This window comes from Pseudovibrio sp. WM33, from assembly GCF_001623165.1.
Lineage (GTDB): Bacteria > Pseudomonadota > Alphaproteobacteria > Rhizobiales > Stappiaceae > Pseudovibrio.
In genome coordinates this window covers 43629-59604 of sequence record NZ_LMCK01000110.1, presented here as the reverse complement: position 1 = coordinate 59604, position 15976 = coordinate 43629, and the positions used below count along the sequence as shown (strand labels likewise).

At 53.1% G+C, this 15976-nt stretch carries 12 protein-coding genes; 9 read left to right on the top strand and 3 right to left on the bottom strand.

Features of this window, described 5'->3' with window-relative positions:
• Positions 1–115: 115 nt before the first annotated feature.
• From PsWM33_RS19705 to PsWM33_RS19670, 8 genes are all read left to right on the top strand, one after another.
• On the top strand, positions 116–1306 hold the full coding sequence (locus tag PsWM33_RS19705; RefSeq protein ID WP_063286964.1) for an ABC transporter substrate-binding protein: 1191 nt from the start codon (positions 116–118) through the stop codon (positions 1304–1306).
• A gap of 256 nt (positions 1307–1562) precedes the next feature.
• Positions 1563–2384, top strand: coding sequence for a carbohydrate ABC transporter permease (locus PsWM33_RS19700; RefSeq protein WP_063286965.1), 822 nt, complete (start codon positions 1563–1565; stop codon positions 2382–2384).
• Position 2385: 1 nt separating this feature from the next.
• A complete protein-coding gene (locus PsWM33_RS19695) occupies positions 2386–3234 on the top strand; it encodes a carbohydrate ABC transporter permease (protein WP_063286916.1) in 849 nt (282 codons plus the stop codon).
• 119 nt (positions 3235–3353) lie between these two features.
• Positions 3354–4331, top strand: a complete 978-nt coding sequence (locus PsWM33_RS19690) for a 2-dehydro-3-deoxygalactonokinase (protein WP_208994651.1) — start codon at positions 3354–3356, stop codon at positions 4329–4331.
• Positions 4318–4956 carry a 2-dehydro-3-deoxy-6-phosphogalactonate aldolase gene (locus PsWM33_RS19685; RefSeq protein WP_063301360.1) on the top strand — a complete coding sequence of 213 codons (639 nt, stop codon included), beginning with the start codon at positions 4318–4320 and terminating at the stop codon, positions 4954–4956. Before PsWM33_RS19690 ends, PsWM33_RS19685 begins: the two co-directional genes overlap by 14 nt.
• Positions 4953–5825 (top strand): SMP-30/gluconolactonase/LRE family protein, encoded by an 873-nt coding sequence (locus PsWM33_RS19680; protein ID WP_063301359.1) that lies wholly within the window; start codon positions 4953–4955, stop codon positions 5823–5825. Before PsWM33_RS19685 ends, PsWM33_RS19680 begins: the two co-directional genes overlap by 4 nt.
• A 4-nt stretch (positions 5826–5829) precedes the next feature.
• Positions 5830–7830: a beta-galactosidase gene (locus PsWM33_RS19675; RefSeq protein WP_063301358.1), complete on the top strand. Its 2001-nt coding sequence runs from the start codon at positions 5830–5832 to the stop codon at positions 7828–7830.
• Positions 7827–9620 carry an IlvD/Edd family dehydratase gene (locus PsWM33_RS19670; RefSeq protein WP_063290748.1) on the top strand — a complete coding sequence of 598 codons (1794 nt, stop codon included), beginning with the start codon at positions 7827–7829 and terminating at the stop codon, positions 9618–9620. Before PsWM33_RS19675 ends, PsWM33_RS19670 begins: the two co-directional genes overlap by 4 nt.
• 63 nt (positions 9621–9683) lie before the next feature.
• Here the strand turns inward: PsWM33_RS19670 and putA are convergent, their stop codons facing one another.
• Positions 9684–13322, bottom strand: a complete 3639-nt coding sequence (gene putA / locus PsWM33_RS19665) for a bifunctional proline dehydrogenase/L-glutamate gamma-semialdehyde dehydrogenase PutA (protein WP_063301357.1) — start codon at positions 13320–13322, stop codon at positions 9684–9686.
• 147 nt (positions 13323–13469) lie between these two features.
• On the opposite strand from putA, the gene PsWM33_RS19660 reads away from it, so the two are divergent.
• Complete coding sequence (locus PsWM33_RS19660; RefSeq protein ID WP_057464775.1) at positions 13470–13922, top strand: Lrp/AsnC family transcriptional regulator; 453 nt, start codon at positions 13470–13472, stop codon at positions 13920–13922.
• Positions 13923–13963: 41 nt separating this feature from the next.
• On the opposite strand, the gene PsWM33_RS19655 is transcribed toward PsWM33_RS19660, so the two are convergent.
• Positions 13964–14425, bottom strand: a complete 462-nt coding sequence (locus tag PsWM33_RS19655) for a GNAT family N-acetyltransferase (RefSeq protein WP_063301356.1) — start codon at positions 14423–14425, stop codon at positions 13964–13966.
• A 23-nt stretch (positions 14426–14448) separates the two neighbouring features.
• Entirely contained in the window at positions 14449–15933 is a 1485-nt protein-coding gene (nhaC, locus tag PsWM33_RS19650; RefSeq protein WP_063301411.1) for a Na+/H+ antiporter NhaC, read from the bottom strand.
• Between the last annotated feature and the right edge of the window lie 43 nt (positions 15934–15976).

Below are 15976 nucleotides of genomic sequence, written 5' to 3'. Positions count from 1 at the left end.
TATTTCAATGGTCAAAACGAAGTTTCATTCAATGGAACTTATTTCTTGGCGATATTGGGAGGTTTAGGTGTTTAATTTTAGCAAAGTAGCTGCGGGCGGTTTCGCTGCAGCATTTATGATTTCAAGTTCCGCATATGCCGCTGGCGATCTGATTATCAATCTCGACCAGACGGATCCGGCTCCAAAAAAAGCATTTGAAGACATCGTGGCTGGCTTCTCCAAGGAGAACCCGGATGTGAACGTCATCGTCAACACGATGCATAAGGAGGGCTATAAAACCTCCATTCGCAACTTCCTCACAGCAGACGCGCCGGACCTGGCAACATGGTACGCAGGCAACCGCATGGCACCCTTCGTCAATGCCGGTCTGTTTGAAGACGTCTCGGATGTCTGGGAGGAAAACGGCCTTAACGAGCAGCTGAAATCAGCCGCCGCATCCATGACCATTGATGGCAAAAAATGGGGTGTTCCCTACACGTACTACCAGTGGGGCATCTACTACCGCAAAGATATCTTCGAAGAGAAGGGCATTGCTGTTCCAACCAGCTGGGACGAGCTGGTTGCAGCTTCCGCAAAGCTCAAAGCAGCTGGCATTGACCCGTTCACAATCGGCACAAAAGCACTTTGGCCAACAGGCGGCTGGTTTGATTACATGAACCTGCGCGTCAACGGCTACGAGTTCCACATGGACCTCACCGCAGGCAAGGTGCCTTACACCGACCCGCGTGTGAAAGCGACCTTCGACAAGTGGGCCGAGTTGGTCAAGCCAGGCTACTACAACGCAAACCATGCAGCGTTGGACTGGCAGGAAGCTGTGCCAGCACTCGTGCAGGGCAAAGCAGCAATGTACCTGATGGGCAACTTCGCGGTTGACGTATTCAAGAACGGTGGCCTGAAGGAAGAGCAGATCGGCTTTATGCAGTTCCCGGAAATCACACCGGGCATTCCAATGGCTGAAGATGCGCCGACCGACACCATTCACATTCCGGCAAATGCCAAAAACAAGGAGGATGCGAAGAAGTTCCTTGCTTACATGGCGCGTGCAGATGTGCAGACAGCAACAAACGTCACGCTCGGTCAGTTGCCAGTAAACTCCGGTGCAGAGCGTCCTGAAGAGCGCATCCTGCAACAGGGCTTCGACATGCTCTCCAATGCGTATGCGCTGGCGCAGTTCTACGACCGTGATGCTCCGGCAGCAATGGCAAAAGCAGGCATGGAAGGCTTCCAGGAATTCATGGTGAAGCCAGAGCGGGCTGACGCCATTCTGGACCGTCTCGAGAAGATCCGGACCCGTGTCTACAAGTAGTAGATAGGCGGAATTCTTAAGTAGGGTGGCGGAAGATTTCGCCGCCCTATGCTCTAGGAATGAATAGCGCAGAAGCATGATCTTCTGCAGGAGGACATAGATGAGCGAGCAGGCCTTGGCTCCTGTATCTTCCAGAAACTCACCAAAGTTTTCTGGAGGACCTGCCACATCAGGCGCCAGCAAAACCAGATCGTCAAAGTGGATTGCCAACCAGCGCAAACTTGCACCCTGGCTGTTTTTAGCGCCGGGTGTTGTGATGTTTCTGGTCTATGTGATCGCGCCAATCGGCCAGTCACTCTGGATCAGCTTGTATGAGTGGGATGGCATCGGCGTCAAAACCTTCATCGGCATTGCAAACTATATTGAGCTTATAGATGACGAGGCGTTTTACACCGCACTGTACAACAACGTGTTGTGGCTCGTGCTGTATATGCTGGCAGTGCCTGCCGGGCTGCTGATTGCGATTTTCCTCAATCAGACTGTGACTGGCATCCGTATTTATAAGTCTCTGTTTTTCTTCCCGTTTGTCATCAGCCAGATCGTCGTTGGCCTCATCTTCTCATGGTTTTATGCCCCCAACTTCGGTTTGTTCACCAAGCTGCTGGAGTTTATGGGCGTGGAAGGCATTGCCATCCTTGCTGACGAGCGCTTTGTCACCTATGGCATCATCGTCGCTGGCCTTTGGCCGCAGATCGCATATTGCATGATCCTGTACCTGACGGGCCTCAACAACGTCTCGCCAGACCAGATTGAAGCGGCGCGACTGGATGGGGCAAAAGGCTGGAAGATGCTCTGGTATGTCATCATCCCGCAGCTACGCCCGGCCACCTTCATCGCAGTTGTCGTCACAATCATCGGCGCGCTGCGCTCGTTTGATCTGGTCTCCATCATGACCAGCGGCGGCCCGTACGGGTCCAGCCGCGTGCTCTCCTATTACATGTACGAGCAAGCACTATCCGAATACGGCTTCCGCATGGGCTACGGTGCGTCCATCGCAGTTGTGCTCTTCGCCATCATGATGGTGTTCATCACGCTCTTCATCGTGCGTATGCTGAAAGATGAAAGGGAGGGCTACTAAGATGTTTCCAACTCCCGTTGCAAATGCATCCGCACCAACCCGTGTCGCTTACAAAGTGGCCCTGCCAATCTCCTTAGTGGTCTGGCTCTTGCCGCTGATCGGCGTCATGGTCACCTCCATCCGCCCGGGCTCAGACCTTGCCATGGGCAACTACTTCGGCGTGCCCTCCTCGTTTGAACTGGGCAACTACCTGACCGTTTTCCAAAACACGCCCATGGGCCTGTTCATCATGAACTCGTTTAAGGTCACTATTCCAACCGTGATTGGTGCCATCGCCCTGTCATGCCTGACCGGATACGCGCTGGCGACCTACAAGTTCAAAACCAATCTCTGGCTGTTCTTCATGTTCGTGGCTGGCAACTTCGTACCCTTCCAAATCCTCATGGTGCCGGTTCGTGATCTCACGCTCAAGATGGGCCTTTACGACACGGTGACAGGTCTGGTGCTCTTTCACGTGGCCTTCCAGACGGGCTTTTGTACGCTGTTCATGCGCAACTTCATCAAGGCACTGCCAAGTGAACTGATCGAAGCCGCCCGTGTGGAAGGCGTCTCTGAGCTACGCATCTTCTGGTTCGTGGTGCTGCCACTCATGCGGCCTGCCATCGCGGCCTTGTCGGTGCTCATCTTCACCTTCATCTGGAACGATTTCTTCTGGGCGACCGTTCTGGTGCAGGGCACGCACGCCATGCCGGTCACAGGTGGCATCATCTCGCTCAACGGTCAGTGGGTTGCACAATGGCATCTGGTATCAGCCGGGTCCGTCGTTGCAGCCATGCCGCCGGTCATCATGTTCTTCCTCATGCAAAAGCACTTCATTGCAGGGCTAACGCTGGGGGCGACCAAGGGCTAACAGAATACCGGAAGCAGGAATGTCCCAAGCAATCCTGCTTCCAAAAATCAATCAATGCCGAAGGCGCTTAGGAAGTGCCTAAAGCTAATAATAAACATAAAAGGGAACAGGGGGCATAAGTGAACCGAGTGGCATCGCCAAATAACGACCTCCGTCAGATCACAAAGGCAAGCAGCTGGGTCGCCGTGGACTGGGGGACCTCCAGTCTTCGCGCATGGCTGATTGACGAAAACGGTGTAACGCAAAACAACGCAAAATCAACGCAAGGTGCGGGGACATTGCAACCTTCTGAATTTGAAGGAGTTTTGCTGGGTCTGATCGGAGACTGGTTACATAGCAACGCAAAACCAACGCAAGTGTTCATTTGCGGCATGGCTGGCAGCCGTCAGGGCTGGCAAGAGGCGGAATATGTGCCTGTGCCAACCAAACTGACAGAACTGCACCAGCATCTGGTTGCACCCAAAACAAGGAATGCCCGCATCCAACCGTTCATAGTGCCCGGTCTCTGCCAAAAATCAGAGCAACATCCGGATGTTATGCGCGGAGAAGAGACACTCCTGCTCGGCATTCTGGATGAGTTATCCGACAAATCCGGCGTTTTCTGCCTGCCTGGCACCCACAGCAAATGGGTGGAGATGGAAGAGGGGACAGTGACGCGCACCTCCACCTTCCTGAGTGGTGAGTTATTCGCGCTGATCGCCAAACAATCTATCCTGCGCCATTCACTGGACACAGAAGCAGAGCTGGACAGGGATGTCTTCCTCTCCACGCTGGATCAGCTGAAAAATCAGGAAGCTACACTGCTCGGCAACCTGTTTGGTCTGCGCGCCGGACAACTGCTCAACGACACCAGCACACAGGCAGGCGCTTCCAAACTTTCCGCACTTGTTATCGGAACAGAGCTTCTCGACATGCTCGCAAAGTGCGGGGACAACCCACCCAAGCAAGTCCACCTCGTCGGTGGCAGCAAACTCGCTCAAAATTACGCGCTCGCCCTGCAACATCTCGGCTTAACGCCGATCGTGCATGATGCAGACAAAGCAGCGCTCAAAGGACTTTCCGCCGTCAGACAAGGGGCACTCAATGACAACAGTTAAACAAACACCAGAGCGCAACCTCATGGCTATCCTCCGTGGAGTAAAGCCTGCTGAGATTTTGGATATTGTGAAAGTGCTTATAGAAGCAGGATTTTCACAAATTGAAGTGCCGCTCAATTCGCCAGAGGCACTCAAGTCTATCACCATGGCACAAGACAAGTTCGGCAAGTTATCCGCCATCGGCGCGGGGACAGTTCTCACCGCAGAGCAAGTCAAACAGGTTCGCGCAGCAGGCGGAACCTTCATCGTTTCTCCCAACTACGATGAAGACGTTATCCGCACCACCAAAGCAGAAGGCATGGCCTCCTATCCGGGAGTTCTCACCCCGTCAGAATGCTTTGCCGCGCTGAAGGCAGGGGCTGATGCACTCAAGATCTTCCCGGCCTTTCAGGTGGGAGTAAAAGGCATTCAGGCAGTGCGTGCAGTCCTGCCAAAAGAAACTCTGGTCTACGCCGTTGGCGGTGTCGGCCCTGCGGAATTTGCGCAGTATGTGGAAGCAGGCTGTCAGGGCTTCGGCATGGCAAGTAACCTGTACAAACCGGGCTTTACAGCGGTGCAGGTTTCTGAAAACGCAAAAGAAATGGTTGCAGCATACGATGCGCTCAAACTCGGAGAGAGTGCATGAGTGAGCCCTATGTTTTCGCTAAAACAGAATGCAGCTTAGGGGAGGGCCCTCTTTGGAGCGCCCGCCATGACGCGCTGTTTTGGGTGGACATCAACAATCATCTGGTGCTGAAAAAGGGTATAACCGGCGACCTTGAGACATGGAAGTTCGATGAGCCGGTCTCCGCCTTTGCGCAGATCCCAAGCAGCGATGACTTCATGTTATCCTCTGCAACAGGTCTGTATCGCTGGTCCCCGGGAACGCACAGTCGCAACCTTATCCTCCCTGTCGAGGACCAAAACCCCATCACCCGCTCCAACGACGCCCGCACCGACCGTACCGGTGGGTTCTGGATTTCCTCCATGGGACACAAAGCAGAAAAAGGCGCAGGTAGCCTTTATCGTTTTTTCAAAGGGGAATTAGCGAAGGTTGCCAGCGACATCACAATCCCGAATTCCCTTTGTTTCTCGCCAGATGGGGACACTGCGTACTTTTCAGACACGGTGACATCTCAGATCATCAAATGGTCACTAAATGCGCAAACTGGCCTGCCAGAAGGGCCCGCGGAGATATTTGCTGATATCTCCGGGACAGGATTTGGCCCCGACGGTTCCGTGGTTGATGCTGAGGGATATCTCTGGAACGCTCAATGGGGCGGATACAGAGTCGTTCGCTATAAACCTGATGGAATGGTGGATCGCATTATTGAGATTGACGCAAGTCAGGTATCTTGTCCTGCGTTTGGTGGGGCCGACTACAAAACGCTGTTCATTACCACGGCTCGCGAAAACCTGAGTGAGGAGCAATTGGCGAAAGAGCCTCTCGCTGGATCGGTTTTTGCAGTCCCTATTGATACTCCAGGTCTGCCGGACCCTGAACTACAAATGTGATCTCATGAGCGATAAGAAACACTTAGGTATCTGTTACTACCCAGAACATTGGTCAGAGGACTTATGGCAGCAAGACGCCAAAGAAATGGCCGAGCTGGGCATTACCTATGTGCGCATCGCTGAGTTCGCCTGGTCTCGCATAGAGCCGGAACCAGGGCGTTTCTCATGGGATTGGCTGGACAGCGCAATTGAGACTCTCGCAAGTGCGGGGCTCAAGATCGTGATGTGCACCCCAACCGCCACCCCGCCGCGCTGGATGGTGGATAAACACCCGGACATGCTCGCCGTTGACGAGAACGGCCACCCCCGAAAATTCGGCAGCCGCCGCCACTACTGCTTCTCCCACGAAGGCTACCGCTGGGAATCCCGCCGGATCACAGAAATCCTCGCTGAGCGATACGGTAATCACCCCTCTGTCGCAGCTTGGCAAACCGACAATGAGTACGGCTGTCATGAGACAGTCCGCTCTTGGTCTGGCTCCGCCCACAAGGCCTTCCAACTCTGGCTGGCGCAAAAGTACGGCAATATCAAAGCCTTGAATGAGGCTTGGGGCAACGTGTTCTGGTCAATGGAATACAACAGCTTTGAGCAGGTCGATCTGCCAAACCTGACGGTGACAGAGAGTAACCCATCTCATAGGCTTGATTTCAAACGGTTTTCATCAGATCAAGTCGCTGAATTCAATGGTGAGCAAGTCGATATCCTGCGCAAGCTCTCTCCGGGCCGCGCAATCCTCCATAACTTCATGGGCAACACGTTTTCCTTCGATCACTACAAAGTCGGAGACCAGCTCGATATCTCCAGCTGGGATTGCTATCCCCTTGGGTTCCACAGCCAATATCAGATGGAAAACCCGCAGGGCACACCTGATGGCTACTGGGAAGACTATTTCCAGCAAGGCGATCCCGATTATCAGGCCTTCCACCACGACCTTTACAGACAAGCTGGTCATGGCCGCCTCTGGATCATGGAGCTGCAACCCGGCCCCGTGAATTGGGCACCGTATAACCCAATCCCACTGAAGGGAATGGTGCGCTTGTGGAGCTGGGAAGCTTTCGCCCATGGTGCTGAAACCACAAGCTATTTCCGCTGGCGACAGGCCCCATTCGCACAGGAGCAAATGCATGCAGGGCTCAAGCAGACCGATAATAAGCCTGCGCAGGCTTATGTCGAAGCCGCTCAGGTTGCCCGCGAAATTGAGGAGCTGGGCGCATTCACCCCGTCAGAAGCTCCTGTTGCACTCATTGTTGACTACGAAAGTCACTGGGCACACGAAACTCAGCAGCAGGGTCAAGACTTTAGCTACTTCCGTCTCGTCCTCTCCTACTACCGCGCGCTGAGACAAAAGGGTGTTGATGTAGAAGTCATCAGACCAGCCTCTCAGGACTTATCCCCCTACAAGCTGGTCATTGTCCCCGCCCTTTATGCAATGAGCGAGGAACTCTCAGAAAACCTCAAAGCCTACATCGAGTTCGGCGGTGTCGTCCTCGGTGGTCCCCGATTGGCTCAGAAAGACAAGAACTACCAGATCTCTCAAAAGACCCTTCATCTTCCTGAACCCTTTGAAGGCGTTGAGGTTCTGCGCGTCAGCACCAGCCCGATAAAGTTCGCGACACCAGTCTCAGACCTGGCAGATCAGGAACGCGGCAAAGCCTACGTCTGGCAAGAAGAGGTCACCACCGGCTTGCCAATCCTGTTCGAAGACGAGAGCGGTCAACCGATCTTCATGGGCGAAAACAACATCTACTACGTCTCCGCCTGGGCCGACCCAACACTCATGGGCGCCATTTTGGATGAGGTCTTCAAACCTGCCAAAATTGATAAGGTGGAATTGCCGAGCGGATTGAGAAGAAGCAAAACATCTGCCGGCACTTTCTACTATAACTATTCGAAAAATAAGATGAATTTGAAAGCGCTGCGTCTCGCTGATGCAGCGGAATTGGATGGATTGGAGCTGCCTCCAGCAGGGGTTGCTCTGGTTCGGGAAGGAACTGAAGAGCTATGACTGAAGCTCCAAAAACAAAACTCCGCTCACAAGAGTGGTTTGACTCGCCAGACGATCCGGGCATGACCGCACTGTATCTGGAGCGCTACCTGAATTACGGCATTACGCGTGAAGAGCTTCAGTCAGGCCGACCGATTATCGGTATTGCCCAGACGGGGTCCGATTTATCCCCGTGCAACCGCCACCATCTGGTGCTGGCAGAGCGCGTGCGCGAAGGCATCCGCGAAATGGGCGGCATCTGCTTCGAGTTTCCTGTTCATCCTATTCAGGAAACCGGCAAACGCCCAACCGCAGCGCTTGATCGCAACCTTGCTTATCTCGGGCTTGTCGAAACGCTCTACGGTTATCCGCTCGATGGTGTTGTTTTGACCATCGGCTGTGACAAGACCACGCCAGCGCTGCTCATGGCCGCCGCAACCGTCAACATTCCCGCCATCTGCCTGACTGTTGGGCCTATGCTCAATGGGTATCACAAGGGGGAGCGTGTTGGCTCCGGCACGGTAATCTGGAAAGCCCGCAAGATGTTGGCGACTGGAGAGATCGACTACAAAGAGTTCATGGAAATGGCCGCAGACTCTGCGCCATCCGTCGGCTACTGCAACACCATGGGCACTGCCTCAACCATGAACTCACTTGCAGAAGCTCTGGGCATGAGCCTGCCAGGTTGCGCGTCTATCCCCGCGCCATATCGCGAACGTGGCCAGATCTCCTATGAGACCGGTAAGCGGATCGTGCAGATGGTGCATGACGATCAAAAGCCGTCAGATGTCCTCACACGCAAGGCGTTTGAAAACGCAATTGCAGTGAACTCGGCCATCGGCGGTTCAACCAATGCGCCAATACATATCAATGCTATCGCACGACATATCGGCGTTGAGCTGCACAACGATGATTGGCAGAACCTAGGCCATAAAATCCCACTGCTTGCCAACGTTCAACCGGCTGGGGCTTACCTTTCAGAAGAGTTCCATCGTGCAGGCGGTATACCGGGCATCTTCTCAGAGCTGATGAAACACGACCACATCCATAAAGATGCTGTCACTGTTTCAGGAAAGACCACAGGTGAAATCTACGACGAGAGCACAGTCGCCGACTACGACGTGATCTACCCCTATGATAAGCCGATGATGAAAGACGCCGGGTTCCTCAACCTCAAAGGCAATCTTTTCAAATCTGCAATCATGAAAACCTCTGTGATTTCAAAGGATTTCAGAGAGCGTTATCTGTCTAATCCAGATGACTTGGATGCTTTTGAAGGTAAGGTCGTGGTGTTTGACGGTCCTGAAGAATACCACCACAACATCAACAATGAGGCTCTTGGCATTGACGCCAACACAATCCTCGTCATTCGCGGATCTGGCCCGATCGGCTATCCGGGCGGTGCTGAGGTTGTCAACATGCAGCCGCCGGATGAGCTCTTGAAGCAAGGCATTGATGCACTGCCATGTATCGGTGATGGTCGCCAGTCAGGCACCTCCGGCTCTCCCTCTATCCTCAACGCATCCCCGGAAGCCGCCGTCATGGGTGGTCTCGCTTTGTTGCGTAACGGAGATATTGTTCGCCTTGATCTGAACAAGGGGGAAGCGAATGTGCTGATCTCTGAGGAGGAGCTGGCGAAGCGAAAGCAGGAACTGGCTGAAAGTGGTGGCTATGAATTCCCAGAGCATCAAACGCCGTGGCAGGAAATCCAGCGCGGTATCGTAGATCAGTTTGATGAAGGCATGGTGCTGAAGCCAGCCGTTAAATACCAGCGCATCGCGCAAAAAGGTCTACCGCGTCATAGTCATTGATTGTGGTTCAAAACGAAAAAGCCGCCTCAGTTTGAGGCGGCTTTTCTGTTGTTTAAGAACAGCTTAGTCTTCTGTCGCAGCCAGCAGGCTCGCATTGCCACCAGACGCCGTTGTGTCAATGCAGAGGTGACGTTCCAGCTGATAACGCTCAGGCTGGTTACGCTCCATAATCAGCTGCATCAATGCACCCTCACGTTCGGCAAGCTCAGCCTTCATTTCCTTCAGCTCTTGCTCAGCGTGGTTCGCTGCAATGGCATCAACACCTTGAAGCTCTTTCAGTGCACCAACGGCCAGATTGCCTTCCAATGCGACGATTGGAGCGGAAAGAGTGCGCAGCTTCACAGCCAGTTTCTCAGCGTCTTGTCCAACAGCAATCACGCCGTTGCCAGCTGCCAAAGCCAGAACCACTTGATGGTTCAGGCTTTCTGTATCCGGGCCAAGGCAAAGCACGGTGCCGCGTGGTGCAGCATAAAGGCGGTTGGATTCACCGGTTGGTCCAGGCATGTTGTGCGCGTGATCAGCCGCAACACGGTTCAGCAGACCTGTTTCCTTCTCAAACAGAGTTGCCAGCTCGGTGAAGCGACCGAAATTACCTTCCCACGTGCTGGTGCGTAATGCCCCTCGCGCTTTAAAGATATCCTCGGCGGAGACGGTTTTGCTCAGCTCCACACTGGTCGCCGCTGACGTGTCTGCAAGACGGAAACGAGCCACATAGTGAGGACCACCTGCTTTTGGGCCAGTACCAGACAGACCTTCACCACCGAATGGCTGAGATCCAACAATCGCGCCAATCTGGTTGCGGTTTACATAAAGGTTGCCCACCTTCACGCGCTCCACAATATGCTGAACACGGCTATCCACACGGGTATGCAGACCAAATGTCAGACCGAACTCTTTTGTATTGATTGCGTCAATCGTCTGGTCGATCTCTTCTGCTTTGAAGGTTGCAATGTGCAGAACAGGACCAAAGATTTCCTCGTCCAGCTCTTCGATGCCGTCCAGCTTGATCAGAGTTGGTGCAATGAAGTGGCCTTTGGTTGGTGCCTTCATCTGTTTGATAATGCGACTTTTTTCAGCCCACTTCTCACAGTGTGCAGCAATCTTCTTCTGTGCAGCTGCATCAATCACCGGACCAACATCCGTTGACAAGGCTGCAGGATCGCCCAGTTCCAACTCACTCATGGCACCCAAGAGCATCGCTTTGAAATCTTCAAAGATATCTTCCTGAACATAAAGCATACGCAGCGCAGAACAACGCTGACCCGCACTTTGGAAGCTGGAAGCAATCACATCACGAACAGCCTGCTCAGGCAGAGCCGTGGAGTCCACAATCATGGCGTTGAGACCGCCTGTTTCCGCGATCAGTGGAGCAGATGGAGAAAGCGCTTTTGCCATCGCACGGTTGATGTGCTGCGCAGTTCCGGTGGAACCAGTGAAACAGACACCAGCTACACGGCTGTCAGATGTCAACGCAGCGCCAACTTCACCAGCACCTGGCAGCAACTGCAGAGTTTCGACAGGAATGCCAGCTTTGTGCATCAAACCGATAGCAAACGTTGCGATCAGCGGAGTCTGAGGTGCAGGTTTCGCAAGTACTGGGTTTCCAGCTGCAAGAGCAGCAAAAATCTGACCTGAGAAGATCGCCAGTGGGAAGTTCCAAGGCGAGATACAGGTGATTGGACCGCGAAGGCCGCCCTTGCCATCTCGCTCATCAAGACGGATCGCTTCGTTCGCGTAATAGCGTGCAAAGTCAACCGCTTCACGCAGCTCGTTGATGGCATCCATGTAGGTCTTGCCAGCTTCGCGTGTGAGCAAAGCAAAGATCTCAGGAGCGTTCTCTTCAAACAGGTCTGCCGCCTTGCGCAGGATGACGGCACGGTCCTCTGCGCTCATGTCTGCCCATGCAACACAGCCGTTATGTGCGGTAGTCAGAGCCGCTTCAATCTGCTCAGGCGTCGCGGTTGCTACGCTACCAACGACATCTCGCAGATCTGCTGGATTCTTCACGCTCACCGCTTCAGCATTTTTGACGGAAGCTGCAATGACGGGATGGCCGTTCCACTTGGTAGCTGAGAAGGACTTCAGATTCTCAATATACTCAGCTTCCTGACGTGGATCACTCAGATCCCAGCCTTTTGCGTTTTTACGACCTGCGCCGTAAAGCTTTGGTGGAAGTGCTATTTTTGCATTCGCGACGTGCTCACCATATTTTTCGATATGAACGAGTGGATCCTGAGCAATAGCCTCCGGCGTTACGTTCTCATCGCGGATCTGATGAACAAAGGAGCTGTTTGCACCGTTTTCCAACAGGCGCCGAACCAGATAAGCCAGCAGGTCTTTGTGTGCCCCGACCGGTGCGTAGATACGGCAGTTGGAACCATGCTTCTTCATGGTGCGCTCGTGAAGCGCTTCACCCATGCCATGCAGACGCTGGAACTCGTAGGAGCTCAGTGGGAGATTTTTACCCAACTCCAGAATAGTTGCAACACTGTGCGCATTGTGAGTTGCGAACTGCGGATAGATCCGATCCGTCATACCCAGCAGTTTCTCAGCACAAGCGGTGTAAGAGATGTCAGTGGACACCTTACGGGTAAAGACCGGATAGCCATCAATGCCTAGGGTCTGGGCGCGTTTAATTTCGCTGTCCCAGTAAGCACCTTTCACGAGACGTACCATGATCTTGCGATCATATTTCTCAGCAACAGCATAGAGCCAGTCGATCACGTGTGCTGCACGCGGGCCAAACGCCTGCACAACAATCCCGAAACCATCCCAATCCTCAGTCGCTGGATCTGCCAGCAGTGCTTCAATCACGTCGAGGGAAATGTCGAGGCGATCCGCTTCTTCCGCGTCAATGTTAAAGCCCATATTGGAAGACTTCGCGAGCATGATAAGTGAGAGGGTGCGAGGCACCAGTTCTTTCATCACGCGTTCGCGCTTGGCAAACTCATAACGTGGGTGCAGGGCAGATAGTTTGACTGAAATGCCTGGATTTTCGCGAATGCTTGCCTTCGTGCAGTTGCTGGAAAGCGCGGTAATCGCTTTGGAGTAGGACAGATGATAGCGCTTCGCATCAGCCTCGGTCCGTGCAGCTTCGCCAAGCATGTCGTAGGAGTAAGTGAAGCCGTTGCCTTCTTCAGCACGCGCATTACGCATCGCTTCCCGGATTGTGCGGCCAAGAACGAACTGACGACCCAGTTCTTTCATCGCCTGCGCAACAGCGGTACGAACCACTGGCTCACCAAGGCGCTTCACAACACCGCGAATGGTGCCGACGAGGCCCTGATCATCCTGTGCCAGAACCTTACCAGTCAGCAGCAGCGCCCATGTGGATGCGTTGATCAGTGTGGAAGAAGACTGACCCAAGTGCTCCCCCCAGGCACTCGGAGTGATCTTATCCGCAATCAATGCATCGATTGTCTGGGCATCAGGCACGCGAAGCAGAGCTTCCGCAAGGCACATCAATGCAATGCCTTCCTGAGTTGAGAGGCCGTATTCGCCGAGAAAACTCTCCATGATTGTTGGAGAGGTGTTCGCCCGCAAATCCGAGATCAAATCTGCCGCTTTGTTCGATGCCCGCTTGCGCGCTGCTTCGTCCATTTGCAGGGATGAAATGAGCTCCTGAACCACCTGATTTTCGTCAGGAAGGTAGTTATCTCTGATTTTGTTGCGGATGATCTCCGGCGTAGCCTCTGAACCCATGCCGTGCTCCCTACTGTTAAATACCTATTGTTGATCCGACATTAGCAAAATACCCATAGGGATGTTTCCTGTATTTTTTGATGGTAAAGACTATTCGACTTTGATATTCAGTCGAAATGGTCGTTATGAATAAAAAAATGGCATATCATGGAGAAATTGGACGATTTTGATCGTAAGATAGTGGAAGAACTGCAAAAATGCGGGCGCATCACCGTCACTGACCTTGCGAAAAAGGTAGGTCTTTCCAAAACGCCCTGCCAAATTCGCATGAAGAAGTTGGAGGATGCAGGATACATTCTTGGCTATCGGGCAGAAGTAGATCACACCAAGTTAGGGGCAGGCCACATCGCGTTTGTGCAGGTCAAGCTTAACGACACGCGCTCACGGTCCTTGGAAGCTTTCAACGCAGCTGCGCGGGAGATTCCAGAGATCGAAGAATGCCACATGATTGCAAGCGGATTTGACTATTTGCTGAAAGTGCGAACCAGAGACATCGGGAGTTATCGTCGCGTACTCGGGGAGAAGCTCTCTGAGATGCCTTACGTTGCCCAGACATCCACCTTCGTTTGCATGGAGCAGGTCAAAGACAGGCCGTTCTAGTCGACACCACGTTGCATGTAGTGTGCGTTTGCTCCATACGCTCAGAGTTTTTCCTTGAGTATTTGCTCGTGAATTGCTCGAAAGCCACGGGCCCGCCAAAACTCGAAGGCGGTGTCGAGGGCAACCAGTGCAAACTTGTTGATGTACAGACTGCAGGCGATCTGGTTCAACTGCTCAAGAATAGCCCGGGCCGCGCCAATGCCTTGTGCTTCAGGCAATAGTGCAATGTCGTGAATGTAATAGACTTCAGCCTTAAAGGGCAGGGCACCCAGTAAGCTGGAAAGCGGCGGGATGCTGCGATTTTCCCATGGATGTGAGATGATATAGCCGAGGATGGCCTCTTCATCGTTTTGCCGCAGCACATGACAGCCATGAGGGAACAGTCGCACACGTTCCCGAATACAGTCGATATCCTCTGGCAAATGTGGATAGGTCTGCTGCATGATCTGGTCTATCTCCGGCAGATCATCTTCTTGCATCTGGTGCCAGCTAAAATTCTTCATGGCGGTACTGCATTTCTTGCTTATCAGGCTTCTTGTTCATCATCCGGCAGCACAATACGCTCAGGTTTGTGATCTGTCATTGTCAACATCCGCCATCCCATCACAGCAAACATAACTGTCAGTATGGGACTGACGATATTGAAGAAGGCAAACCCGGCAAACGCCAGAGTTGGAACACCAAGCGTAGCCGCCATATAAGCACCACAACTGTTCCACGGGATCAGAGCGGAGGTCACTGTTGCGCTATCCCCAACCGCACGAGACAGAACCTCAGGCCGCAAACGGCGTTGGCGGAAAGATTTGCGATACATCCGACCCGGAATAACAATTGCAATGTACTGGTCTGCAGCCAGAATGTTAGTCGCGATTGCAGTTGAAACCAGTGACAATACCAGCGCACCAGTGGTCTTGGCTGCGTGCAGGATAGGGCCAATAATCCGATCCAGAATACCAGCTTTCTCAACCACGCCACCAAACGCTAAAGCAGTCATGATCAGCCAGATGGTCGTCAGCATATTGCCCATGCCACCACGGCTTAAAAGAGCATCAATGGAAGGGTCTCCTGTGACGCTCACATAGCCGTTGGACATCGCGATCCAGACGCCTTTGATCACCTCAAGCGAGTAGGGCAATGCCGGAGATGCGGCAAGACCAATCACTTTGTCTGGATCCATAATGATTGCAAAAAGCCCCCCCGCCAGCGCGCCAATAAAGATAGTTGTAAACGGAGGATAGCGGATCATTGCCAGTCCCAAAACCAGCAGGAGTGGAAGGAAATTGAGCAAGGTAATGTCGTAGTGCTGCTCAATACTGGTCAACGTGCCTTGCGCGACAAAGTCTCCGGGTTCTCCGAGCCACCAGAAGAGGGCTAGCGAAATGATGAGAGCAGGTATGGACGTCCAGAGATTTTCTTTGATGTGCGTATAAAGGTTGGATCCTGCCGCCGCAGTTGCCAGATTAGTTGCATCAGAAAGTGGGGAGGACTTATCCCCGAAATAGGCACCTGACAGGATCGCGCCGGCAGTGATAGCGGGATCGAGGCCCATCTTTGTCGAGATTCCCATCAACCCGATACCAATGGTTCCTGCAACGGTCCACGAACTACCAATACTGACCGAAACCAAGGCGCAAATGATGACGGTCGTGAAGTAGAAGTAATTTGGGCTAAGAAGTTGTAATCCATAATAAACCATCGCCATGATGGTGCCGGACATAGCCCATGTGCCGATCAGCGAGCCCACTGCAAATAAAATGAAGATCGCATGAAGGCCGGTGCTCACGCTATCAACGACAGCATCCTTCAGTTCATCAAATTGAAAACCATGAAACAGAGCCACAAAGCTGGCGATCAGGGCACAAAACAAGAGCGCAATCTGGTTTGGTCCTGAGGAGGCTTCATCTCCAAACAGATAGTAGGAAAGCGCAAGCAGGATAACGAGCGAGGCAACGGGAATGATCGCTCCGGCCAGCGACATTTTTTGAGAATATGGAGCTGGCACTTTGGCCATATGCAATTCGTCCTTTGTTTTCCTGTTGTTTTGATGGGCAAAA

What these genes read in the sequence shown, in the direction of transcription:
- PsWM33_RS19700 (WP_063286965.1), top strand. Translation starts at nt 1,563, where the DNA reads ATGTTTCTGGTCTATGTGATCGCGCCAATCGGCCAGTCACTCTGGATC.
- putA (WP_063301357.1), bottom strand. Translation starts at nt 13,322, where the DNA reads ATGGGTTCAGAGGCTACGCCGGAGATCATCCGCAACAAAATCAGAGAT.
- nhaC (WP_063301411.1), bottom strand. Translation starts at nt 15,933, where the DNA reads ATGGCCAAAGTGCCAGCTCCATATTCTCAAAAAATGTCGCTGGCCGGA.
- PsWM33_RS19705 (WP_063286964.1), top strand. Translation starts at nt 116, where the DNA reads ATGATTTCAAGTTCCGCATATGCCGCTGGCGATCTGATTATCAATCTC.
- PsWM33_RS19675 (WP_063301358.1), top strand. Translation starts at nt 5,830, where the DNA reads ATGAGCGATAAGAAACACTTAGGTATCTGTTACTACCCAGAACATTGG.
- PsWM33_RS19680 (WP_063301359.1), top strand. Translation starts at nt 4,953, where the DNA reads ATGAGTGAGCCCTATGTTTTCGCTAAAACAGAATGCAGCTTAGGGGAG.
- PsWM33_RS19685 (WP_063301360.1), top strand. Translation starts at nt 4,318, where the DNA reads ATGACAACAGTTAAACAAACACCAGAGCGCAACCTCATGGCTATCCTC.
- PsWM33_RS19670 (WP_063290748.1), top strand. Translation starts at nt 7,827, where the DNA reads ATGACTGAAGCTCCAAAAACAAAACTCCGCTCACAAGAGTGGTTTGAC.
- PsWM33_RS19695 (WP_063286916.1), top strand. Translation starts at nt 2,386, where the DNA reads ATGTTTCCAACTCCCGTTGCAAATGCATCCGCACCAACCCGTGTCGCT.
- PsWM33_RS19660 (WP_057464775.1), top strand. Translation starts at nt 13,470, where the DNA reads ATGGAGAAATTGGACGATTTTGATCGTAAGATAGTGGAAGAACTGCAA.
- PsWM33_RS19655 (WP_063301356.1), bottom strand. Translation starts at nt 14,425, where the DNA reads ATGAAGAATTTTAGCTGGCACCAGATGCAAGAAGATGATCTGCCGGAG.